The 23,697-nt window shown below is 61.2% G+C and carries 20 protein-coding genes; 13 read left to right on the top strand and 7 right to left on the bottom strand.

The annotated features are described in order from the left end of the window. The first annotated feature begins 280 nt into the window (after window positions 1-280). Both J3P75_RS00730 and J3P75_RS00725 read left to right on the top strand, forming a co-directional pair. A complete protein-coding gene (locus J3P75_RS00730) occupies window positions 281-685 on the top strand; it encodes an acyl-CoA thioesterase (protein WP_003229628.1) in 405 nt (134 codons plus the stop codon). A 57-nt stretch (window positions 686-742) separates the two neighbouring features. After that, window positions 743-1,642, top strand: a complete 900-nt coding sequence (locus tag J3P75_RS00725) for a D-hexose-6-phosphate mutarotase (protein ID WP_434708990.1) — start codon at window positions 743-745, stop codon at window positions 1,640-1,642. 126 nt (window positions 1,643-1,768) lie between these two features. On the opposite strand, the gene J3P75_RS00720 is transcribed toward J3P75_RS00725, so the two are convergent. From J3P75_RS00720 to J3P75_RS00700, 5 genes are all read right to left on the bottom strand, one after another. Next, window positions 1,769-2,305: a DUF3299 domain-containing protein gene (locus tag J3P75_RS00720; RefSeq protein WP_090288674.1), complete on the bottom strand. Its 537-nt coding sequence runs from the start codon at window positions 2,303-2,305 to the stop codon at window positions 1,769-1,771. Between the two features lie 93 nt (window positions 2,306-2,398). After that, the gene (locus tag J3P75_RS00715; protein ID WP_208939209.1) at window positions 2,399-2,644 is read right to left on the bottom strand and encodes a GlsB/YeaQ/YmgE family stress response membrane protein; all 246 of its coding nucleotides are present in this window, start codon (window positions 2,642-2,644) and stop codon (window positions 2,399-2,401) included. 111 nt (window positions 2,645-2,755) lie between these two features. Continuing rightward, window positions 2,756-3,838: a 5-(carboxyamino)imidazole ribonucleotide synthase gene (locus J3P75_RS00710; RefSeq protein WP_090287654.1), complete on the bottom strand. Its 1,083-nt coding sequence runs from the start codon at window positions 3,836-3,838 to the stop codon at window positions 2,756-2,758. 10 nt (window positions 3,839-3,848) lie between these two features. Beyond that, window positions 3,849-4,340, bottom strand: a complete 492-nt coding sequence (gene purE / locus J3P75_RS00705) for a 5-(carboxyamino)imidazole ribonucleotide mutase (protein WP_007954291.1) — start codon at window positions 4,338-4,340, stop codon at window positions 3,849-3,851. A 330-nt stretch (window positions 4,341-4,670) separates the two neighbouring features. Then, window positions 4,671-5,579: a LysR substrate-binding domain-containing protein gene (locus J3P75_RS00700; protein ID WP_090287657.1), complete on the bottom strand. Its 909-nt coding sequence runs from the start codon at window positions 5,577-5,579 to the stop codon at window positions 4,671-4,673. Between the two features lie 180 nt (window positions 5,580-5,759). On the opposite strand from J3P75_RS00700, the gene J3P75_RS00695 reads away from it, so the two are divergent. The 6 genes from J3P75_RS00695 (at window position 5,760) to J3P75_RS00670 (ending at window position 17,519) form a co-directional block, all read left to right on the top strand. Then, a complete protein-coding gene (locus tag J3P75_RS00695; protein WP_093096767.1) occupies window positions 5,760-7,184 on the top strand; it encodes an aspartate ammonia-lyase in 1,425 nt (474 codons plus the stop codon). Between the two features lie 499 nt (window positions 7,185-7,683). Beyond that, window positions 7,684-9,132, top strand: coding sequence for an alanine/glycine:cation symporter family protein (locus J3P75_RS00690; RefSeq protein WP_434708989.1), 1,449 nt, complete (start codon window positions 7,684-7,686; stop codon window positions 9,130-9,132). A gap of 170 nt (window positions 9,133-9,302) precedes the next feature. Beyond that, complete coding sequence (locus J3P75_RS00685; RefSeq protein ID WP_434708988.1) at window positions 9,303-10,307, top strand: asparaginase; 1,005 nt, start codon at window positions 9,303-9,305, stop codon at window positions 10,305-10,307. A gap of 168 nt (window positions 10,308-10,475) precedes the next feature. Continuing rightward, window positions 10,476-11,471, top strand: coding sequence for an AraC family transcriptional regulator (locus tag J3P75_RS00680; RefSeq protein WP_434708987.1), 996 nt, complete (start codon window positions 10,476-10,478; stop codon window positions 11,469-11,471). Window positions 11,472-11,734: 263 nt separating this feature from the next. Then, window positions 11,735-12,760 carry a histone deacetylase family protein gene (locus J3P75_RS00675; protein WP_434708986.1) on the top strand — a complete coding sequence of 342 codons (1,026 nt, stop codon included), beginning with the start codon at window positions 11,735-11,737 and terminating at the stop codon, window positions 12,758-12,760. Window positions 12,761-12,914: 154 nt separating this feature from the next. Next, entirely contained in the window at window positions 12,915-17,519 is a 4,605-nt protein-coding gene (locus J3P75_RS00670) for a dermonecrotic toxin domain-containing protein (RefSeq protein WP_434708985.1), read from the top strand. On the opposite strand, the gene J3P75_RS00665 is transcribed toward J3P75_RS00670, so the two are convergent. Further along, window positions 17,476-19,029, bottom strand: a complete 1,554-nt coding sequence (locus tag J3P75_RS00665; protein ID WP_434708984.1) for a PLP-dependent aminotransferase family protein — start codon at window positions 19,027-19,029, stop codon at window positions 17,476-17,478. The genes J3P75_RS00670 and J3P75_RS00665 overlap by 44 nt on opposite strands. Before the next feature lie 91 nt (window positions 19,030-19,120). Between J3P75_RS00665 and J3P75_RS00660 the strand changes: the two genes are divergently transcribed. From J3P75_RS00660 to J3P75_RS00650, 3 genes are read left to right on the top strand one after another with little or no spacing between them, the layout of a single operon-like run. After that, the gene (locus tag J3P75_RS00660; protein WP_434708983.1) at window positions 19,121-19,744 is read left to right on the top strand and encodes an FMN-binding negative transcriptional regulator; all 624 of its coding nucleotides are present in this window, start codon (window positions 19,121-19,123) and stop codon (window positions 19,742-19,744) included. Between the two features lie 10 nt (window positions 19,745-19,754). Continuing rightward, on the top strand, window positions 19,755-20,201 hold the full coding sequence (locus J3P75_RS00655; RefSeq protein ID WP_434708982.1) for a GNAT family N-acetyltransferase: 447 nt from the start codon (window positions 19,755-19,757) through the stop codon (window positions 20,199-20,201). A 12-nt stretch (window positions 20,202-20,213) separates the two neighbouring features. Further along, window positions 20,214-20,885 carry a GNAT family N-acetyltransferase gene (locus tag J3P75_RS00650; RefSeq protein WP_434708981.1) on the top strand — a complete coding sequence of 224 codons (672 nt, stop codon included), beginning with the start codon at window positions 20,214-20,216 and terminating at the stop codon, window positions 20,883-20,885. A gap of 121 nt (window positions 20,886-21,006) precedes the next feature. Here the strand turns inward: J3P75_RS00650 and J3P75_RS00645 are convergent, their stop codons facing one another. Continuing rightward, complete coding sequence (locus J3P75_RS00645; protein WP_434708980.1) at window positions 21,007-21,909, bottom strand: homocysteine S-methyltransferase family protein; 903 nt, start codon at window positions 21,907-21,909, stop codon at window positions 21,007-21,009. Window positions 21,910-22,023: 114 nt separating this feature from the next. Here J3P75_RS00645 and J3P75_RS00640 point away from each other — a divergent pair, with 114 nt between their 5' ends. Continuing rightward, on the top strand, window positions 22,024-22,845 hold the full coding sequence (locus tag J3P75_RS00640) for an ABC transporter substrate-binding protein (protein ID WP_434708979.1): 822 nt from the start codon (window positions 22,024-22,026) through the stop codon (window positions 22,843-22,845). Then, complete coding sequence (locus tag J3P75_RS00635; protein WP_434708978.1) at window positions 22,842-23,678, top strand: amino acid ABC transporter permease; 837 nt, start codon at window positions 22,842-22,844, stop codon at window positions 23,676-23,678. Before J3P75_RS00640 ends, J3P75_RS00635 begins: the two co-directional genes overlap by 4 nt. The last annotated feature ends 19 nt before the right edge of the window (window positions 23,679-23,697 follow it).

Genomic DNA, 23,697 nt, shown 5'->3' with positions numbered 1-23,697 from the left:
TAGAGGCGCGTAATTGACGGTCGAAATCAGAACCGGACGGTCGTCGTGGAGTCTACCGACCGATATACTCGCCACCTGCGCAGGTTTTGTAAGAGGTTGCTGTGCGAAAACGTTGTTGGCCCGCCCTTTGCTCGGGATTAGCCTTTTTCGCAGAGTTTCCCTTTAGGCGCCTGATGGAAAACGTGACGAACGCAGTGTGTTCGGTGTTGAATCGTTTTTCCCGAAGACGGCTACCACCCGCAATACCCACGAAGAGTCACGGGTCAGAGGCACCCCCGGCATGATAGAGCTCGAACAAGAAGATCCGATCCCGCAGGGCGACCTGGCTCTGCAAATCACCGCACTTCCACGCGAAACCAACGGCTTTGGCGATATTTTCGGCGGCTGGCTGGTCGCGCAGATGGACCTGGCCGGCACCGCCATGGCCAGTCGCGTCGCCGGTGGCCGTGTCGCCACGGTAGCGATCGACCGCATGGCGTTTCTGGTGCCGGTGGCCGTTGGCGCGCAGTTGTCCTTTTATACCCAGACCCTGGAAATCGGCCGCAGCTCGATCCAGATGATGGTCGAAGTGTGGAGCGATGACCCACTGTCCAGCGAATGGCGCAAGGTCACCGAAGCAGTTTTCGTGTTCGTCGCCATCGACGGCAGCGGCCGCACCCGTTCGGTGCCGCCGCGCGCGCGTTAAACCTCGCGGCCGTTTTGCGGTCGATAGTCGTCCCCAGTGTCTGATCGAGAGTTGCCCATGAACACGCCCAACGTTGAAGCCGTGAAACAGGATGAATTGAACTGCTGGCGGATCCGCCACGGCAAGGCCGAAGTGCTGGTGGCCCAGCAAGGCGCGCACATCCTCAGTTACCAGGTCGACGGCCAGCCGCCGATCATCTGGCTCAACGACAAGGCCGACTTCAAGACCGGCAAGAGCATCCGCGCCGGCGTGCCGGTGTGCTGGCCGTGGTTCGGCAAGTTCGAACGCAACCCGCAGAGCGTGCAGGCCATGTACACCGGCGCACAACCAGCCCCCGCACACGGTCTGGTGCGGGCGATGGATTGGGAACTGGGCGGCATCGAGTCGGAGGCTGACGGCGTCAAGGTCGAGTTCAAACTGCCCTACCCGGAAGGTGGCCTGCCGGGCTGGCCCCACGAAGTCGATCTGACCCTGACTTTGCATCTGGCAGATCAGTTGAGCTACAGCCTGACCAGCCACAACCGCGGCGCCGACAGCGTGACCCTCAGCCAGGCGCTGCACACGTATTTCGCCGTCAGCGACGTGCGTAACGTGCAGGTCGACGGCGTGGCCGGGCTGGATTACATCGAGACCCTGGACGACTGGAACATTGCCAGCCAGCAAGGCGCTCTGCAGTTTGCCGGCGAAACCGACCGCATCTACCTCGACGCCCCGCCACAACTGAGCATTGTCGATCCGACCTGGGAACGACGCATCGTGCTGACCTCGACGGGGTCGCGCACGGCGGTGATCTGGAACCCCTGGATCGACCGCGCCTCTGCATTGCCCGACATGGACAACGACGGCTGGCAGCGCATGCTCTGCATCGAGACGGCGAATGTGATGGATGACATCGTCACCCTCGCGCCGGGGGCGAGCCATACGATGGGTGTCAGCGTCGCCGCGACACCGCTCTAAGCCACACCGCTATACGAAATGTGGGAGCCAGCCTGCTGGCGATGGCGTCGTGTCAGTCAATTGAAAAGTCTCTGACAGATCGCTATCGCCAGCAGGCTGGCTCCCACAGTTGGTTTGGGGTGGCTGTTAGAGATCAGCCTCCTGCACCACTCGCACCTTGTCCGCCTCCAGCGCATACGCCGCGTCGGCCAGGTCGTTGCTGACCTTCTCGATTTTCAGCGTGCCGGTCACCCACAACGGCGTGTAGATATCGTCCAGCTTCAAACCCTTCGGATAACGCACCAGCACCAGTTGATTGGGCGGCGGTGGCGGCACGTGGATGCACGCGCCCGGATACGGCACGAGGAAAAACAGCGTGCTGCGGCCCTTGGCGTCGGACTCCAGCGGCACCGGGTAACCGCCGATGCGGATGTGCTTGTCATTCATCGACGCCACGGTTTTGGTCGAGTACATCACCGCAGGCAGACCTTTGGCCTGCTTCATTCCGCCCTTCTCGGTGAAGGTGCCGGTGGCTTCCGGGGTGTTGTGGTCGATTTCAGGCATGGCCTCAAGGGCCTTTTGATCCGACTTGGGCATCAGTTCGAGCCAGTCGGTTTCCGGCAGTTCGCCGGCGTGGGCCAAACCGCTGCCCAGCAAGAGGAGAGTCAACAAAAGACGGCGCATGAAGGTGCTCGGCATAAAAAGGAAGGAACGTTGAATCGCCGAGCATTCTAGCCCTCCCGGCCAGTTTGGCAGAGAGGGCTTTGTCGCTTTGGATCAGTTCTTTTTGATCAGGCCGTAGATCACCAGCAGCACGATCGCGCCGACCAGCGCGCCGATGAATCCGGCACCCTCGCCCGCCTGATAAATACCCAGAGCCTGGCCGCCGTAAGTGGCCGCCAGCGAACCGCCGATACCGAGCAGGATGGTCATGATCCAGCCCATGCTGTCATCGCCCGGTTTCAGGAACCGCGCCAGCAGGCCGACGATCAAGCCGATAAAGATGGTTCCGATAATTCCCATGACATTTCCCTCTGATTTGGTAGATACGCGAAAGCCTAGTCAGAGTTTCGCATCCTGCCATGAGAGAACGGCGGCCCCTGAATGGTTCCGCCGTTGTCACATGAAACTGTCTTACTCGGCGATCAGCGCCTGGACCTTGACGATCTGCGCCTGCAGCGTGGCCATGTCGGCGCAACGCAGGTTGGCGTGACCGACCTTGCGTCCGGCCTTGAAGGCCTTGCCGTAGTGATGCAGGTGGCAGTCTTCGATCGCAATGACCTTCTCAACCGGCGGGACCACACCGATGAAGTTGAGCATGGCGCTCTCGCCGACCTTGGCGGTCGAACCCAGCGGCAGGCCGGCAACGGCGCGCAGGTGGTTTTCGAACTGGCTGCACTCGGCGCCTTCGGTGGTCCAGTGCCCGGAGTTGTGTACGCGCGGGGCGATTTCGTTGGCCTTGAGGCCACCGTCGACTTCGAAGAACTCGAACGCCATCACGCCGACATAGTCGAGCTGCTTGAGCACGCGGCTGGAATAGTCTTCCGCCAGCGCCTGCAATGGGTGATCGGTGCTGGCCACCGACAATTTAAGAATGCCGCTGTCGTGGGTGTTGTGCACCAGCGGGTAGAACTTCGTCTCGCCATCGCGCGCGCGCACGGCGATCAACGACACTTCGCCGGTGAACGGCACGAAGCCTTCCAGCAGGCAGGCGACGCTGCCCAGCTCGGCGAACGTACCGACCACATCTTGCGGCGTGCGCAGGACTTTCTGGCCCTTGCCGTCGTAACCCAGGGTGCGGGTTTTCAGCACGGCCGGCAGACCGATTGCAGCAACCGCCGCATCAAGATCGGCTTGCGACTGGATGTCGGCGAAGGCCGGGGTCGGGATACCCAGGTCCTTGAACATGCTCTTTTCGAACCAGCGGTCGCGCGCGATGCGCAGGGCTTCGGCGCTCGGGTAGACCGGTACGAATTGCGAGAGGAACGCTACGGTTTCGGCCGGGACGCTTTCGAATTCGAAGGTCACCAGATCGACTTCATCGGCCAGTTGGCGCAGATGGTCCTGATCGCCGTAATCGGCCCGCAGGTGTTCGCCCAGTGCGGCCGCACAGGCGTCCGGCGCAGGGTCGAGAAAAGCGAAGTTCATCCCCAGCGGAGTACCCGCCAGGGCCAACATGCGACCCAACTGGCCGCCACCGATTACACCGATCTTCATCTCAACAACCTCAGGCAATACGTGGGTCTGGATTGTCCAGGACGCTGTCTGTCTGCTCGGCACGGAAGGTTTTCAGTACCGCGTGAAACTGCGGATGCTTGGCGCCGAGAATGCTCGCCGAGAGCAGCGCGGCGTTGATCGCGCCAGCCTTGCCGATGGCCAGGGTGGCGACCGGAATACCTGCTGGCATCTGCACGATCGACAGCAGCGAATCGACGCCCGAGAGCATGGCCGACTGCACCGGCACGCCCAGCACCGGCAGGTGGGTCTTGGCCGCACACATGCCTGGCAGGTGGGCAGCGCCACCGGCACCGGCAATGATCACCTCGATGCCACGGCCTTCAGCCTCTTCGGCGTACTGGAACAGCAGATCCGGGGTACGGTGGGCAGAGACCACTTTGACCTCGTAGGGGATGCCGAGCTTTTCCAGCATGTCGGCGGTGTGGCTAAGGGTGGACCAATCGGACTTGGAGCCCATGATCACGCCAACCAGTGCACTCATCGTCGCGCCTCTTCTCTCAGGAGCGCCCGCAGGCGCGTCATAAAACAACAAGCCACGCAGGTTGCGTGGCTTGATTGTACGAAAAATGGCCGGACATGCCGGCCGAAGGCCGCGCAGTATACCGCAAAGAAAGCAATAAACAGCCCCCGAAACGACCATCCGTCAAATCAGCGAAAGGCCCGGTTTTATTGACTTGAAGGTCAGCGAAACAACACCGTAAATCCCTGTAGGAGTGAGCCTGCTCGCGATGGCGGTGTGTAAGTCACATTATCGTTGAATGTGCAGACGCTATCGCGAGCAGGCTCACTCCTACAAGGGGTCCGCGTAGGGTCAGGAGGATTGTGCTGCTCCGCCCTCAAGCTTGCGCCACAGCAACCGCACGTTGGCCTTGCGCACCAGGGCGCAGCGATACAGGCGTATCTCCAGCGGCACATGCCATTGCGGACCGCCGCAGACCACCAGTTCGCCGCGGGCGAGTTCAGCGCGTACGCTCAGTTGTGGCACCCAGGCGATGCCGAGGCCTTCCAGTGCCATGCTTTTCAGGCTGTCGGCCATGGCGGTTTCGTAGATCGTGGTGAAGCGCAACTGGCGCTGGCGCAACAGACCGTTTACCGAGCGCCCGAGAAACGCCCCGGCGCTGTAGGCCAGCAGCGGCACGCTCGCCTCGCCCTCCAGATCGAACAACGGTTTGCCCTCGGCATCCGCCGCGCACACCGGAAGCATTTCGGTCTGGCCCAGATGCAGCGACGGGAAGATTTCCGGGTCCATCTGCATCGCCGAATCCGGGTCGTAAAACGCCAGCATCAGATCGCAACCGCCCTCGCGCAAGGCGTGCACCGCGTCGCCGACGTTGGTCGCCACCAGCCGCGTGGCGATGTTCAAGCCGTCGTTGCGCAACTGCGCGATCCAGCGCGGGAAAAAACCCAGCGCCAGCGAGTGCGCCGCCGCCACCTGTATGACTTCGCCCTGCCCGCCTTCCAGGTGATGCAAATGGCGCAGCACTTCGCCGAGCTGTTCGACCACGGTGCGTGCGGTCACCAGAAACAGCTGCCCCGCCGCCGTCAGCTCGACCGGCGTACGCGAGCGATTGACCAGCGTCAGACCCAGCGCTGCCTCAAGGCTGCGAATCCGCCGACTGAACGCCGGCTGGGTCACGAAACGCCGTTCGGCCGCCTGCGAGAAGCTGCGGGTGGCGGCCAGAGCACTGAAGTCCTCGAGCCATTTGCTTTCCAGATTCATCACGTCCTCCCGGACACGCACCAAAACAGGTCACACGTCTGCCGCACCAGCGGCGTCACACCGACATTATGCCGAATGTGCATAGGGCAGTGCTGAACAGCATTGGCCCAAAAATCCCCACAAGCCTAGCATTCGCAGCGTTCCGGCACAGACCGGGTCCTTATCGAGATGATTTCCATCATGTCCTCCGCTGCATCTTTCCGCACAGAAACCGACCTGCTTGGCGCCCTCGACGTACCGGCGCAAGCGTATTACGGCATCCAGACCCTGCGAGCGGTGAATAACTTCCGTCTCTCCGGCGTTCCGATTTCGCATTACCCGAAACTGGTTGTGGGCCTGGCGATGGTCAAACAGGCCGCCGCTGACGCCAACCGCGAGTTGGGTCACCTGAGCGAAGCCAAGCACGCTGCCATCAGCGAAGCCTGCGCCCGATTGATCCGCGGTGATTTCCACGAAGAGTTCGTGGTCGACATGATTCAAGGTGGCGCCGGTACGTCCACCAACATGAACGCCAACGAAGTGATCGCCAACATTGCGCTCGAGGCAATGGGTCACCAGAAAGGCGAATACCAGTACCTGCACCCGAACGACGACGTGAACATGGCGCAGTCGACCAACGACGCCTACCCGACGGCCATTCGCCTGGGTCTGCTGCTCGGTCACGACACTCTGCTGGCCAGCCTCGACAGCCTGATCCAGGCGTTCGCGGCCAAGGGCAAAGAGTTCGATCACGTCCTGAAAATGGGCCGTACCCAACTGCAAGACGCCGTGCCGATGACCCTCGGCCAGGAATTCCGTGCCTTCGCCACCACCATGGGCGAAGACCTCGCCCGCCTGAAGACGCTGGCCCCGGAGCTGCTGACCGAAGTCAACCTGGGCGGCACCGCGATCGGTACCGGGATCAACGCCGACCCGCGTTATCAAGCGCTGGCGGTACAGCGTCTGGCGCTGATCAGCGGTCAACCGCTGGTTCCAGCCGCCGACCTGATCGAAGCGACTTCCGACATGGGCGCCTTCGTGCTGTTCTCCGGCATGCTCAAGCGCACTGCGGTCAAGCTGTCGAAGATCTGCAACGACCTGCGCCTGCTGTCCAGCGGCCCGCGCACCGGCATCAACGAAATCAACCTGCCGGCGCGTCAGCCAGGCAGCTCGATCATGCCTGGCAAGGTCAACCCGGTCATCCCGGAAGCGGTAAACCAGGTGGCGTTCCAGGTCATCGGCAACGATCTGGCGCTGACCATGGCAGCCGAAGGCGGCCAGCTGCAACTGAACGTGATGGAGCCGCTGATCGCCTTCAAGATCTTCGACTCGATCCGCCTGCTGCAACGCGCCATGGACATGCTGCGCGAGCACTGCATCGTCGGCATCACCGCCAACGAAGCGCGCTGCCGCGAACTGGTCGAACACTCGATCGGTCTGGTTACCGCACTGAACCCGTACATCGGCTACAAAAACGCCACGCGCATCGCCGGCCTCGCCCTTGAAAGCGGCCGCGGCGTGCTGGAACTGGTACGCGAAGAAGGCCTGCTCGACGAAGCCATGCTCGCCGACATCCTGCGTCCGGAAAACATGATTGCCCCGCGTCTGGTTCCGCTCAAAGCCTGAACCGACACGTTATCTGTAGCACCGCTCACCAGGTCGAGGGACTAGACACCTCTCACCTTTTGAGGGCTTGGGGACCTGGTCCCCGAGCCCTTTTTTTTAACTGTTTGAAGGACAAACGTCTTCTGTAGGAGTGAGCCTGCTCGCGATGAACGATGACGCGGTGTGTCATTAGAACCGCAGCGCCTGCATCGCGAGCAGGCTCACTCCTACAAAAGCCCGGCGCCGGTAACGCCGGGTGTTTCAACGCTTCGTTTCGTCGCTTGCACCACAACCGTGCAGACGGGCGCGCCACTGATCGGTATAGTGCCGCCCCTCTTCGCGTGAGCGGTCGTCGGTAACGAGGCCATAACCCATGCGAAACCCGAACTAATAACAAAACCCGCGATATGGATCCGGGACGAAACCTTCGCCTCACCCGTTGTGCCGTGCGCACAGCGGTGTAACACGATGTTTCTCCGATCCAGCATTTGCTCTCACAAAAAACAGCGAGGAAAAATCCATGCTCGAAGTCATCAACGACTTCCTCTCAGGGAAAGTACTGATCGTGCTCATTGTCGGGCTCGGTAGCTACTTCACGATTCGCTCGCGTTTCGTTCAACTGCGCCACTTCTTCCACATGTTTGCGGTGTTCCGCGACAGTCTGAAAGGCAGCGCCGGGCAACTCAGCTCGTTCCAGGCCCTGATGCTCAGCCTCGCCGGGCGTGTCGGTGCGGGCAACATCGCCGGTGTCGGCATCGCCGTGACCCTCGGTGGTCCGGGTGCGGTGTTCTGGATGTGGGTGACCGCACTGGTCGGCATGTCCAGCAGCTTCTTCGAGTGCACCCTGGCCCAGGTCTACAAGCGCGCCGATGGCGACGGTCTGTACCGTGGTGGTCCGGCTTACTACATCCAGCACGGCCTGAAGCTCAAAGGCATGGCGGTGGTGTTCTCCATTCTGCTGCTGGTCACCTACGGCTTCGCCTTCATTGGCCTGCAGTCCTACACCGTGACGCACTCGCTGCAGAACGCCTTCGAGTTCAACCCACAACACACCGGTATCGTCCTGGCCGTGCTGCTGGCCATCACCTTCATCGGCGGCATCAAGCGCATCGCTTCGGTGTCCGACCTGTTGGTACCGATCAAGACCCTGGCCTATATCGGCGTGACCCTGTACGTGATCGGCACCCAGATCGAACACGTGCCAGCCATGCTGGAAACCATCTTCAAAAGCGCCTTCGGTCTCGACCCGGCCTTTGCCGGCCTGCTCGGCAGCGCCATTGTCATGGGCGTGAAGCGTGGCGTATTCGCCAACGAAGCGGGCCTGGGCAGTGCGCCGAACGTCGCCGCCGTGGCAGCCGTCAAGCACCCGGGCGCGCAGGGCGTGGTCCAGGCATTCAGCGTGTTCCTCGACACCTTCGTGATCTGCACCTGCACCGCGCTGCTGATTCTGCTGTCGGGCTTCTACACCCCGGGTTTCGAAGGTGACGGCATTGTCCTGACCCAGAACTCGCTGGCCGCCGTGGTCGGTGACTGGGGTCGCATGTTCGTCAGCGTCGCGCTGTCGCTGTTCGTCTTCACGTGCATTCTCTACAACTACTATCTGGGCGAGAACAGCCTGCAATTCCTCACCCGCAACCGCGCCGCCCTGATGATTTTCCGCGGTCTGGTGCTGGCACTGGTGGTGTGGGGCTCGATGCAGGACCTCACGACCGTGTTCGCCTTTGCCGACATCACCATGACCTGTCTGGCGTTCGTTAACCTGGTGGCTCTGGCCATGCTGTTCAAGGTCGGCATGCGCGTCATGCGCGACTACGACGAGCAGCGCCGCGCCGGCGTCAAACAGCCAGTGTTCGACTCGGGCAAGTTCCTCGATCTGGATCTGGATCGCAACGCCTGGCCAGCCAACCCGCCGGCAGCTGCGGGCAACACCGAAGCCGAGCCGCAAGGCGTACCTGCAGCGCAACGCTGACAGGTGAATGACGGGCGCATCCCCTGCGCCCGTCAGTTATTGTGGTGCAATAACTTGTAGGAGCGAGCCTGCTCGCGAATGCTATCCGTCAGTTGCTACAAGGCTGACTGACACACCGCTTTCGCGAGCAGGCTCGCTCCCACAGGGCCCTCATCGTTTCGGAGATTCCCATGAATTCGTCGACTTATCCCGCCGCCCAACAGGTCATGGTGCTCTACACCGGTGGCACCATCGGCATGCAGGCCAGCGCCAACGGCCTGGCCCCGGCGTCCGGTTTCGAAGCGCGCATGCGTGACTATTTGCACAGCCAGCCGGAGCTGGTCGTGCCGCAGTGGCGCTTTCGCGAGATGTCGCCGCTGATCGACAGTGCCAACATGACCCCGGCCTACTGGCAGCAACTGCGCGAAGCGGTGGTCGATGCCGTCGACGTCCAGGGTTGCGACAGCGTATTGATCCTGCATGGCACCGACACGCTGGCGTACAGCGCGGCGGCGATGAGCTTTCAACTGCTCGGCCTGAATGCTCGCGTGTGCTTCACCGGTTCGATGCTGCCCGCCGGCGTTACCGACAGCGATGCCTGGGAAAACCTCAGTGGCGCACTGGTCGCGCTCGGCCATGGCCTGGCCCCCGGCGTGCATTTGTACTTCCACGGCGAACTGCTGGCGCCGACCCGTTGCGCGAAAGTGCGCAGCTTCGGGCGGCATCCGTTCAAGCGTCTGGAGCGTCAGGGTGGTGGCGTGAAGGCCCCTTCGATTCCAGCCGCGCTGAATTACAACCATCCAAAACAATTGGCCAAAGTTGCCGTTCTGCCACTGTTCCCGGGCATCAGCGCCGGGATCCTCGACGGCTTGCTCGACAGCGGTATTCAAGGCCTGGTGCTGGAATGTTATGGCAGCGGCACCGGGCCCAGCGACAACCCCGGATTCCTCGCCAGCCTTGGCCGCGCGCGGGACAACGGTGTGATCGTCGTGGCAGTGACGCAATGTCATGAAGGTGGCGTCGAGCTGGACGTGTATGAAGCTGGCAGCCGTTTGCGCAGCGTTGGCGTATTGTCCGGCGGTGGCATGACGCGGGAGGCGGCGTTCGGCAAGTTGCATGGGTTGCTGGGAGCCGGGCTTGAGATCGCTGAAGTGCGCCAACTGATCGAGCTGGATCTGTGTGGTGAGTTGATCTGACACAACGCAAAACCCTGTAGGAGTGAGCCTGCTCGCGATAGCGGTATGTCAGTCGCCATAAAGGTTTATTGATATACCGCTATCGCGAGCAGGCTCACTCCTACATTTCGATCTTCGTACGGCATGCAACTTGCTGCCGTTTCCAGTATCCCCAGGCTGGAAGATCCCATGCTCCACTCCCACCTCACCACCCTCAACGCGGTCTCGCTGATCCTCAACACCTTCAAGGCCGAAGGCTTGTCGAGCGAGGCGTTGCTGGCCGGCAGCGGCATCACCGCGGCGGATTTGCAGCGTGCCGACACGCGCATTACCACCAATCAGGAGATGCAGGTCTGCGCCAACGCGGTCGCGCTCAAGCGTGACATTGGCCTGGAACTGGGCCGGCGCATGCATGTTTCCTGCTACGGCATCCTCGGTTACGCCTTGCTCACGTGTGCCACCTTCGGTGACGCATTGCGCCTGGCGATCCGTTATCCGGCGCTGTTGGGAACACTTTTCGAGTTGAACCTTGAGGATGACGGCGAGCGCATCTGGTTCGCCGCCGCCGATTACCGTGAGAGCCCGGCCATGGCAGTGTTCAACGCCGAGTTCTGCCTGGTCTCGCTGAAGGTTATTTGCGATGACTTGCTCGGGCATCCATTGCCACTGCTCGCAGCACGCTTCGAACATGCCGCGCCGGACTACCGCGACAGTTACGCCGAGCATTTCGATGCGCCGCTGCACTTCGGTGCCAGGGACAACGCGTTCGCCTTCGAGCGCCAATGGCTGGATCAACCGCTGCCATTGGCCGACAGCATCACCCATCAAGCCATGGCCGAGCGCTGTCGCAAGCAGAACCTGGAGTTCACCGGACGCCAGGCCTGGCTCGGGCGGATTCGGCAGTTGCTCAGCGCGCAGCTGAATGCGGCACCGGGTCTGGAAGGTCTGGCACAGCAGATGAAATGCTCACCGCGTACCTTGCGCCGGCATCTCAAGGACATGGGCAGCAGCTATCAGGAACTGCTCGATGAGCTGCGTTTCGAGCGGGCCAAGCAGATGCTGTGTGAGGATCAGTTGCCGATCTACCGCATTGCCGAGACCCTGGGTTTCAGCGAGACCGCAAGTTTCCGACACGCGTTTGTGCGCTGGAGCGGCGTGGCACCGAGTCAGTTTCGCCCACACTGAGGACAAAATGTAGGAGTGAGCCTGCTCGCGATTGCGGTGTATCAGTAAGCAATATTGGAAACTGACAGACCGCTATCGCGAGCAGGCTCACTCCTACAGGGCCCTGTTCCAAGCTCAGATTGATAGTGGATCAAATAGAAGGGGCGATTTAAGGTCAGTTTTTTTGGCCAGATCCATCCCCTTTTGGCCTTTCCTGCCGTTCTCCGTTTCACCTCGCGCCGCAACACTGAAGGCCACCGAACCAGCCTTGCGGAGAACAACAAATGCTGACGATCTACTCGGACGATCACCACCTGCACCATGGCCGCTGCGAGCTTATCGATGGCCAGCTCAAACCCTGCTTCGAGATGCCTTCACGCGCCGACCACGTTTTGCAGCGAGTGAAAAGCCAGAGTCTCGGCCCGGTTGAAGCGCCGCAGGATTTCGGTCTGGAGCCGATCGCACGCATCCACGACCGCGATTATCTGGAGTTCTTCAAAGGTGCCTGGGGGCGCTGGACCGAATTCAATACTGACGGTGATTTGCTGCCGTACACCTGGCCGGCGCGCACCCTGCGCGCGATCAAGCCGACCAGCCTGCATGGTCAGCTCGGTTATTACAGCTTCGACGGCGGCGCACCGATCACTGCCGGGACCTGGCAAGCAGCATACAGCGCAGCGCAGGTGGCGTTGACTGCACAGGCCGAAATCCAGCGTGGCGCACGCAGCGCCTTCGCCCTGTGCCGCCCGCCGGGACACCACGCCGCCAGTGACCTGATGGGCGGTTATTGCTACCTCAACAACGCCGCCATCGCCGCGCAGGCGTTCCTCGATCAGGGCCACACGAAGGTTGCGATCCTTGACGTCGATTACCACCACGGCAACGGCACCCAATCGATTTTCTATCAGCGCAGCGACGTGCTGTTCACCTCGATCCACGGCCACCCGGAAGCGGAATTTCCGTTCTTCCTCGGCTATGACGACGAGCGTGGCGAAGGTGCCGGTGAAGGCTTCAATTTCAACTATCCATTGCCGGCCGGTTCCGGTTGGGATGCGTGGAGCGCCGCACTGGAGCGAGCCTGCAAGGAAATCGAAGGTTACGGCGCCGATGTCATCGTCGTGTCGCTTGGCGTCGACACCTTCAAGGACGACCCGATCTCACAGTTCAAGCTCGACAGCCCCGACTACCTGGCCATGGGCAAACGCATCGCCGCGCTCGGAAAACCGACCCTGTTCGTCATGGAAGGCGGCTATGCCGTGGAAGAGATCGGTATCAACGCAGTGAATGTGCTGGAAGGTTTCGAACGGTAAATCCCGGCAGCCAGGAACCGCCAAACGACCCGCCGATGCGGGTCTTTTTTTTGCCCTGCGATAGTTATCTACCGCAGCCCGCAAACGACCCGCCACTACCTTGCCCGATACCGCCGCCGTTCCGGCGTGCGCCTATCAGAGCAGGACCTGCCCCATGCCCGAAATCCCCTCGCCCAGCAGCATCGATATCATCACTCAACTGGTCACCGGTCCGTCGCTGCGAGAAGTCGCCTCGAAAACCTTGCGCCCGACATTGAAGAAACTGTACCCGGATCAGGATATAGATCCGCAATCGAGCATGGTCGTCAGACCGACCTGGACCCTTCAGGCTGGCCAGGTGGTGCCCGGTCGCCATCTCGTCGAATCGCTGACCGACACACTGGTACGCCTGGGGCTCACCGGCACCACCGTGACCTACCTCGACGGCGAACATTACCTGACCCGCCAGCCCGATCAGCCATCCGCCATCCAGTTACCGGTCAAGATCAGCGCCATCGGTCAGTTGCTCAACCAATTGGCGCCGTTGCTGTTCATTGCCTACAAGGAACAGCACGTCAGCTATTGGGACGAGTTCACCTATCCCGGTCAGCCGCGCTGGCAGCAAATGTCGCAAGCCTTGCGCAACCTGTGGAGCAACGATGCGAATCCTGATCGGGATGCCGTTCAGCAGGCCATGGCCGCCGCACTCTACAACCATCCGGACAAAGCCCAGCGACTGCCTGCCGACAAATACAACACCCGCGCTTGCCTGATCGATATCGACCAGGGCGACGGCGATGCGCAGCAACATCTGACCTTGCTCGATACCGCAGTACTGATCGGCATCGATGACCAGCGCACCGTGATCATGACGCATTCGGTGGTTCACGGTTTCAAGAACTTCGAGTCGCTGGAAGAACTCGGCGAGACCCTGCCACGCCATTACTGGGACGCCACCGCCAGGAATGACTTGAAATGGCGGCTGGTCGAACCGCAGGGCGATTTCTTCGATTATCAGGCCTGCTCTCTGATCGCTCTGGAGGCTGACGCCCTCGGGGCGATCAATTTTTTCCAGGGTACGCGCCTGCGCAACGCCTATCCGCATGCCGGAACGGCGGGCAGTCATCAGGGACCGACCCCGCGTCTCAAACCGCATTTCGAGCGCCTGCGCCCGATGTTGCCAGCGTGGCTCGACAACGCACCTGCGGCCGACCAGACCCGCTACAGCCGCCATCTGCTGGACCTGACCACGGTGCAGCATGAGAACAAAGGCAAAACGTTCCAGAGCGAAGTCGTCAGTCTGCAAGCGTTCACTCAGGAGGCCCTGAAACAGCAGATGCTCAAGGACCATCCGAAAGCGGCTGAGGTGAAGATCGAGGACATTCAGATCACCATCACCAGCCTGGTGGTCTGGGGCACGTTCGTCTTGCCGAGCAATACCCAGACGCGCACGCTATCGCTGATCGAACTGGCTTTGCAGAACCTCGCAGGACAGCCGATCGGCAATAAGACCGTGCGCTACAAGGATGGCAGCGACGTGCCGCAATGGATGACCGCCAGCTATCTGGAACAACTGGTAAGCAGCGTCGACATCGGCAAGACCTACCCCGCGCACTTGCAGAAAATGCTGATCGACGACAGCGAACAAGCCGCAGCGCTGCAAACGCTCTATACCAGCCAGTTGCGTATCGAGCTGCCGCTGCTGGCGTTGCAACACAAGATCCAGGGCAAGGCCGGCATCACCGAACAGGGTTACCGCTATGTCGCCGCCGCCCTGGCCAACACTGACGATGAACGTCACGTCGATCACGATGAAATCGTTATTCGTCCGCTGGCGTTCATCGCTCATCGCTCCAGCAGCAGGGCCGACACCGTTGAAAACATGTTCATCATCGGCCCGCGCGAGGTCAGCAAAGGCCCGTGCGTGCTGTACCGGCCGCTGTTCGAAATGGCCCTGATGCAATTCCCTTCCCACGCCAACCTTCTTTATCAGATCCAGCATTCACGCGACTTGCGTGAGTCGGTGCTGGCCTGGCTGCCGGATGACGTGCGTTTCAATTACAGCCAGTTCGTGTTCACTGCCAGCCTGCCTTCGGTGTGGACGATTCCCCAATTACTGGTCAATCCCACCGCAGCCCTCGACATGTCCGGCGCCGTCGCGCTGGGAATGGCGCATATTGAACACCATGTGCTGACGAGCCTGCATGAACGCAACGTGCAGGCGGTGATTACCCAGGCCGACCGTCAATCGGTTTCCGATGCGGAGTCACGCTGGGCAACCCTGAAAAGCGGCGGCTGGCTGCTGTTCAACGCCGCATTGCCGTTCATGGGTCGCAGCCTTGGCGCGGCGGCGTGGATCTGGCAGATCATGGACGACTTGCAAGAGATCAGCGATGTGGCCAACGAGCAACCCGGTAAAACCGCCTGGGCCGCGCTCGCCGATATCCTGCTGGCGCTGGGCATGGTGCTGGCCCATCGCGCAGCGGTCGGCGACCAGCCACGCAGCGATTCGATCATCGAAGAAGCACCGGCAATCACCCCGACCGCCGAGCTGCCCGCCAGCAAGCCCGCGCAATTGCCTGACGTCGTCGACGGCGCATTGCCCATCGCGCATGAGATATCGGTCAATCGCTTCACCCCGCTGAAACGCTCGCCCGTTGCTCTGACGGCGTTGCTCGACAGTTTTCAGATCGCCAAGCCCAAAGGCATCGGAGCTGCAGCCAGCAACGGCGCGCACAGACACCTTTATCCGCGCCAGAAGCAATGGTACGCGGCCGTCGGCGTGCGCTGGTTCGAGGTCATGCTCAATGAGCATGGCGACGTACAGATCATCGACTCACGCCAGCAAGCTGCGCGGGTCGGGCCATCGCTCGCCCGCACCGCCAACGGCGAATGGGTGATCGACCTGCGCTTGCGCCTGCGTGGCGGTGGACTCGGCAGTGCTCTCGAGGAACTGCAAAAGGTCAACAAGATGGGCGCCCGACAGCTGACCGCCGAAATCAATGCGTTCGACAAGACCATGGATGCCAAGCAACAACAGCGCAACGCCGACCACACCGCACTCACCGCAGCGTTACCGGCGGCGCAGACCGCGGCGCGGGAGCGCTATCTGGCCACGCTCGAGGCGCAAATCCAGGCCTATGGCAAGAACATCGAACAGATCAAAGCGTTGAATCACAAGGAGCCCATACCCAATTACCGCACGGTCATGATGCAGCGGCTGGAGATGCAGTTGTTTCTCGGCCAGGAATGGCTCGGCCTGCATTCGGACGACTTCCAGGCCAGCCTGAAAACCATGCAGACCATGCTCGCCGACGAATCCCGCTTCGAGGCTCAGGCGTTCGTACAGACGTTCGAAACAATGACCGACCAGACCCAGGCCATCATGGACAAAGTGGAGCTGGCGCAGAGCCGTTTCGATGAGCTGGCCCTGCTCGGCCGGGATGCGACCGGGATCATCAAGACCTATCGTGACGCATTGCCTGGCTATGATCTCAATGACCTCAAGCTGTTGCAGATCAGCCTTGGCCAGGAGATCTGCCTCAAGACCGGTGCTTCGGCGTCGAGCGCCAACGCTTATCAGAGCCTGAGCACACTGATTGAAGAGGCAGCGCTGAGCATCCAGAGCACGCTCAACCTGACCGCTGACGAAAGTCTCGACAACCTGCGCGAGCGCACCGAAGTACTGAGCACGGCCGCCGAACGGTTCACTTCCATCGATCAGCGTTTGGGTGATCTGCTCATCGACTATCCCGAGCAGGTCAATACCGAGCGACTGGAGCTGGTGCGCAAACGGGTCAACGAATTCAAGGCCCGCGCCGATGTAAAACTGGTCGAGCTGCTGCGTTACAAACACTTGCTCGAACCGCAACCGGGTCCATCACGGCCGGCATCCGCATCGGCATCGACGCGCCGGATCATCAAGACCCGATCGCGCGGCGTGCTGGTCGGCGAGCGGAAAAAAAGCGTCGACGGCGAAGACTCTGGTTTGGTCGAGATACGCACCCACCTGACCGGCGTCATCGCTACATTCGAGGAAGAATCACCAGGCGTCTGGGTCGAACAGCGCACGGTAAAACCTGCGTCGGCCAAGGCCACACCGAATCTCAATAAAAGTATTCGTGAAGGTCAGGCGCTGATCGACGATCTGGCCGCTTTCCATCGGCGGACCGAGGCCTGGCTCAAACGAGGTACACGGATACCAATAGAGGCTGAAGCGGAATATCGCAAACAGGCTGGCATTTTGCGCACAGCCAATGCGGCCATCGATGAAGCCTTGACCGCCAGCAACCTGACCGCCGACCTCAAGAAGCCGACCGAGGCGCTAAACCACAAGCTGGACGAGGCCGCGACCGGTCTGATTGAGAAAGGCCTGCGCACGCGTATCAGAATGGTCAAACAACAAGCCCCGACAGCCGCCGGCGTTCAGTGGCTCAAGGACCAGGGCGAAGTGACGTTTGCCCAAACGGTGACGCGCAAGCGCTTGAAGGGTAAGACTGCCGACTTTCTCGACGAATACGAAATACGCGACGTCCAGACCCACAAAGCGATCTGTTATGCGCACTTTCATTACAGCAACGCGCAGGCACCCGTCGTGCCGTTTCCCATCGGTCATATGAAAACCGTGGCCCAACGACACATGGCGGGGGCCTATGAGCCACGCCTTCTAACCAATCAGGCACTGATCGATATCCATCGAAGCGGTATTTCCAGCACGTCTGCACTGGCATTGTTTGCTACGCCCGCCAAGCCTGCCGCAAGCGAATCAACGCCGCTTTGATTGCAGGCTCGGGCACGGCGGCGAAACCCAGCACCAGCCCCGCGCGCTGATCCGCCGGGGTGCTGGAGTCCGGGAGCCAGTAACCACTCAAGCCATTGATCTCTACCTCGACACGGGCGGCCTGTTCGATCAGCTGCCGCTCGCGCTCAAGGCTTGCGACCGCCACGGTCAAATGCAGCCCGGCCGAGACGGCGGGCAATTCGCCCACCCCTGCAATTTCACGCGGCCAGCCGTCGAGCAAGGCATTGCGGCGGCTCAACGCGGCCCGACGCATACGCCGGATATGCCGCTGGAAATGCCCGGCAGCCATGAATTCGGCCATCACCGCTTGGGTACTGACTTCAGAATGCCGGACATCTACCGCGCGGCGTTGCGAGAAGGCATCTACCAGTGCCGGCGGCAGCACCAGATAACCGAGGCGCAATGCCGGGAACGCGACCTTGCCGAACGTGCCGACGTACAACACCCGCCCCTGACGATCGAGTGCTGCCAACGGCGCTAGCGGCGCTCCGGTGTAACGGTATTCGCCATCGTAATCATCTTCGACGATCCAGCCCTGGCTGCGCTCGGCCCACGCCAGCAATTCGAGGCGCCGCGCCAGGCTCATCACCACGCCGGTCGGGTACTGGTGCGACGGCGTCACGTAGGCCACGCGGCAGTCGTCGCTGGCCGATAACGCCGAGCAGTCCATGCCCTCGGCGTCCACGGCAATTCCGCGCAGGCGAGCACCCGCCACGGCAAAGGCATGCCCGGCGGCGCGGTACCCCGGATTTTCGATTGCAACACTGTCGCCCGGCTCCACCAGTAACTGTGCACAAAGGCTAATGCCTTGTTGTGCACCACTGGTGATCACAATTTGTTCAGCTGAGCACTGCATCCCGCGTGAGCTGCGCAAGTACGCGGCGATCATCGCGCGCAAGCGCTGATCGCCGGAGGGATCGCCGTAGCACAGTTGTTCAAGGTCCGGCTTGCGCCAGAAAGCCGCGTTCAGCTTGGCCCAGACGTCAAACGGAAACAGATCGAACGCCGGAACACCGACCCGGAATGCCCGTGGCGGGCCGCTCGGTGGTCGTGGTAAATGATTGCTTTCGATGCGCGAAAAACTGCCGCTGTGGATAACTTTACTGGATGAAACCACAGGCAAATCCAGCCAATTTGTGGATAAGGCTGTGGGTAAGCCTGTTGAAAAGCCTGTGGACAGTTTTGTGGATAGTTTTTTCGGCGGCGTGGCTGCCGGCACTAATTGCGCGACATAAGTACCGTCGCCCACGCGCCCTTCGATAAACCCTTCGGCATACAGTTGATCGTAAGCGCGCACCACGCTGTTGCGCGAAATGCCCAGCGCCGCCGCCAGATCACGACTGGCCGGCAACCGCGTGCCACTCGCCAGGCGTCCATCCAGAACCCGCAGGCGCAGAGCCTGATAAAGCTGGCGGCTCAGACCCAGACGCCGATCAAGTTCAATACCGGCCGGATTGAACGGCATGGACAACAGCGCTGAATCAGGCATGACAATGGACCTATGAAATTGGTCAGCAATGGCTCTTACAACAGACCAATAGCCTGCCTAGGATGCAGGCATTCGCCAAGGAAATTCTGTCATGTATACACCCCGCGCCTTTGCCATCGAAGAACTGTCCCAACTGCATGAATTGATCCTGGCCGCCCGCCTCGCCATTCTGGTCACCCACGGCGAAAACGGCCTGCAAGCCAGCCATGTGCCGGTGCTGCTGCATTGTGAACAAGGCGAATACGGCACGCTGTACGGGCATCTGGCCAAGGCCAACCGGCAGTGGAAAGACTTGCGCGACGGTGCCGAAGCGATGTTGATCTTTGCTGGCGCCGACGCCTACATCAGCCCGGGCTTTTACCCGAGCAAGGCCGAACACGGCAAAGTCGTGCCGACCTGGAATTACATTGCCGTGCATGCCTACGGGCATGCCGAGACGTTCAGCGATGGCGGGCGCCTGCTCGACATCGTCAGCACCCTCACCGACCGCCACGAAGCTGGCCGGGCACAACCCTGGGCCGTCGCCGACGCGCCTGCCGATTACATCGATGGCATGCTCAAGGCCGTCGTCGGTTTCGCCATTCCGATCGAGCGTCTCGAAGGCAAACGCAAGCTCAGCCAGAACCGCAGTGCCGAAGACATTGCTGGCGTTCGCGACGGCCTCGCCGCCAGCCCCGACGTCAACGATCAAACCCTCGCCCGCTTGATGCGTTAAGGAAATCACCATGAGTCAGATCGACATTCGCCCGGTCAGCGCCGCTGACCATGCCGCGTGGCTGCCGTTGTGGCAGGCGTACCTGCGTTTCTACAACACCGAACTGCCGGACACGGTGACGCACAGCACCTGGCAGCGTTTTCTCGAGCCAAGCGAACCCACCCATGCCGCATTGGCCTGGGCTGACGGCAAAGCGGTAGGCATGGTGCATTACATCTATCACCGCTCGAACTGGAGCATCGAAAACTCCTGCTACCTGCAAGACTTGCTGGTGGTCCCTGAGACCCGCGGCAGTGGCGTCGGCCGCTTGCTCATAGAACACGTCTACGCCACTGCCAAAGCCGACGGCTGTGGCAAGGTCCATTGGTTGACCCACGAAACCAACGCCACCGCGATTCAGCTCTACGAACGGATCGCCGAACGCCCGGGCCTCATCCAGTTTCGCAAAGCCCTCTAAGGAGACGCGCACATGACCGCTTCACTCGCTGACTGGAAAGGCGCCCCCGCCCCCACCGCCACCTTGCTCGAAGGCCGCTTCATCCGCCTGGAAAAACTCGACCCGGCGCGGCATGCCGATGAGCTGTACGCCGCCCTTGAAGGCCCCGGGGCCGATCCAAAACTCTGGGATTATTTGCCGTACGGGCCGTTTCCCGAGCGCAGTACATTCAATGACTGGCTGAACAATCATGCGGCCAATAGCGACCCGTATTTTTTCAGCGTTGTCGATCGGGCAACCGGTCGGGTGCAGGGCATTCTCAGCCTGATGTCGATTGTTCCGGCGCAGGGCCGCATCGAAATCGGTCACGTCACGTTCGGTGCGCCAATGCAGCGCTCGCCGAAAAGCACCGAGGCGGTGTATCTGCTGGGCAAATATGCCTTTGAGCTCGGTTATCGCCGTCTCGAATGGAAATGCAACAACGGCAACGCCCGCTCCAGATACGCAGCCGAGCGTTTGGGGTTCAGCTTCGAAGGGGTGTTCCGTCAGCACATGGTGGTCAAAGGCCAGAACCGCGACACCGCGTGGTATTCGATTCTCGATTCGGAGTGGCCGGCGATTGGCGCAGGCTTCGAGCGCTGGTTGAGCGATGACAATCAGACGCCGGCCGGTCAGGTGAAAGGTCTGGCCGAGTGCCGAACCTAGTCTTCACAGGCGCCCCTGTGGGAGCGAGCCTGCTCGCGAAGACGGCGGGTCAGTCACCCTTGCATTGACTGACCCAGCGCTTTCGCGAGCAGGCTCGCTCCCACCACTGGCCGGATATGGCCTAACGACGCAGTTGCTGCGCGAGCACCGCAATGTGTTCCGAGCCAATGCCGCAGCAACCGCCCAAATGACTGGCGCCGCGCTGCTGCCAATCCCGCGCCCACTGCAAGTATCCCGGCGGGTCGAGGTCTTCGCGTAACGGATCGAGGCCGTCGTTGGCCGTGGCTTCCTTGGGCTGCGGCGGAAACGCATTGGCGTAGGCGCCGATATGGATGCTCGCCCCGAGACGCTCGAAGGTCGCGCGCGCCGCGTCAATCGCTGCGCCGATGACTTCCGGCTGGCTGCAATTGAACAGCAGCGTCTCCACACCCAGTTCAGCCGCCACCGCCGCCGCGTCAGCGACCGGCTCACCGGAACGCAGGCGCGGCACCTCGTCGGTGTCTTCATCTTGCAAGGTAAACGACAGCCAGAACGCCTTGCCATCCTTCGGCAATCCGGCGTGGATGGCTCGGGCTTCGACGGTCGAACTCTGGGTTTCCGCCAGCCACAGATCCACGTGCGGCGCCAGGCCCTGAACCAACGGCGTGAGCAATTCGCTGACACGCGCAGCCTCGAACAGATCCGGGCGATAGGAGCCAAACAGCGGCGGCAATGAACCCGCCACGCGCACGGATTGGCCCGAGGCGTGCACCGCACGTTGCGCCAGCTCTCCGGCCAATGCTGCCAGCGCCTGGCCCTCAGCGGCGAAGCGTGCTTCGCCGATATGGAACGGCACCACGGCGTAACTGTTGGTGGTGATCACATTGGCGCCACTGGCGATGTACGCCGCATGCACCGCTTCGACCGCTTGCGGTGCTTCGCTCAACGCCAGCGCCGACCACTCGGGCTGACGAAACGGCGCCCCGGCGCGCTGCAACTCACGGCCCATGCCGCCATCGAGAATCACTGTGCTTGCTGCGCCCATATGCTTTTCACTCATATGCTTATGAAAAAAACTCACTACCAGAGTCTTTGTTATAACTATTTAATGCTCACCATTCGGTTAATGACAACCTCTTTTTTTGCTCAGGGATCGCCCGTGAAACTGCAACCATTACTGGCTCTGGGCCTGACCCTGCTCGCCGCTTCGACACAAGTTTTTGCCGGCGCCACGCTGGATCGCATCGAGCAGAACAAAGAACTGGTCGGCGTGCTGATGGAAAGTTATCCCCCGTTCTCGTTTCTCAATGAGCAAAATCAGCTCGACGGCTTCGACGTCGATGTCGCCAAAGCCGTGGCCGAGAAACTCGGCGTCAAGCTGCGCCTCGAGACGCCCTCCTGGGACGTCATCGCCGCCGGCCGCTGGAGCGGACGTTACGACATCTGCATCTGCTCGATGACACCGAGCAAGGCCCGCGCCGAGGTCTTCGATTTCCCGGTCGAGTATTACGCTTCGCCGGCAGTCATCGTGGTCAACGCCAAGGATGAGCGGATTCACAGCGCCAAGGACCTGAGCGGCAAAAAAGTCGGCCTGACCAGCGCCTCCAGTTACGAAAGCTATCTGAACAAAAACCTGGTCATCGAAGGTGCCGAGGACACGCAACTACAGTATCCGTTCGAGGAGGTGCAGATCGCCCCTTATGACACCGACAATGTCGCCTTCCAGGATCTTGGGCTCGGCGCGGGCGTACGTCTCGATGCAATCCTCACCAACCTGGTCACCGCGCAGCCGCGCCTGAATCAGGACAAGCGCTTCAAACTGGCCGGCGCGGCGCTGTACTCCGAGCCAAATTCAGTGGCCATCGAAAAGGGCGACGCGCAGTGGGACGCGAAAGTCCGTGAGGTGTTCGCGCAACTCAAGCAGGACGGCACCCTGAGCCAGTTGTCGCAGAAATGGATCGGCGCCGATATCAGCCAATGACCTCTTTCCCGACGCCTCCACAGCCACCGCAACCGGTGGCTGAATCACGCTTGCAGCGGCTGTTCGGTTTTCGCACGCGGCTGTACCTGACATGGGCCGCGCTGTTCTGCCTGTTCGCCGGATTTTTTCTGAGCTTCGACCTGAAGTTCTCGATCATCCTCGACAAGCTGCCCAACCTGGTCGGCCTGCACTTGGCGCCCAACGGCTTTCTGCAAGGCGCGGCGCTGACGCTGTTTCTGTGTTTGTGCTCGATTGTCGCCTCGTCGCTGCTGGGCTTCGTCACGGCACTGGCGCGCCTGTCGAGCAGCGCCCTGGCGTTTGGCATCGCCAGTTTCTACACGTCGTTCTTTCGCGGCACACCGCTGCTGATCCAGATCCTGCTGATCTACCTCGGCCTGCCGCAACTGGGCATCGTTCCCGGTGCGATTGTCGCCGGCATTATTGCCCTGTCACTGAACTATGGCGCCTACCTCAGCGAGATCTTTCGCGCCGGCATTCTCGGCGTTGACCATGGCCAACGCGAAGCCTCGCTGGCGCTGGGTATGCGCGAGACGGTGATCTTCTGGCGCATCACCCTGCCCCAGGCCATGCGCACCATCATCCCGCCGACCACCAATCAGTTCATTTCGATGCTCAAGGACTCGTCGCTGATTTCGGTGATGGGCGTCTGGGAAGTGATGTTTCTCGCCCAGTCGTACGGCCGCTCGAGCTATCGCTATATCGAAATGCTCACCACCGCGGCGATCATCTATTGGCTGATGTCGATTGGACTGGAATTGATCCAGGCGAAGATGGAGCGGCATTACGGCAAGGCGTACGTTCGGCGTAGTTGAAACAGCGAGCCCCTGCCCC

The sequence above is a fragment of the Pseudomonas sp. R1-1 genome (genome assembly GCF_051132135.1).
In the GTDB taxonomy this organism is placed as follows: domain Bacteria; phylum Pseudomonadota; class Gammaproteobacteria; order Pseudomonadales; family Pseudomonadaceae; genus Aquipseudomonas.
Note: the sequence above shows the minus strand (reverse complement) of the source record. Positions and strands in the feature narration are given on the sequence as shown.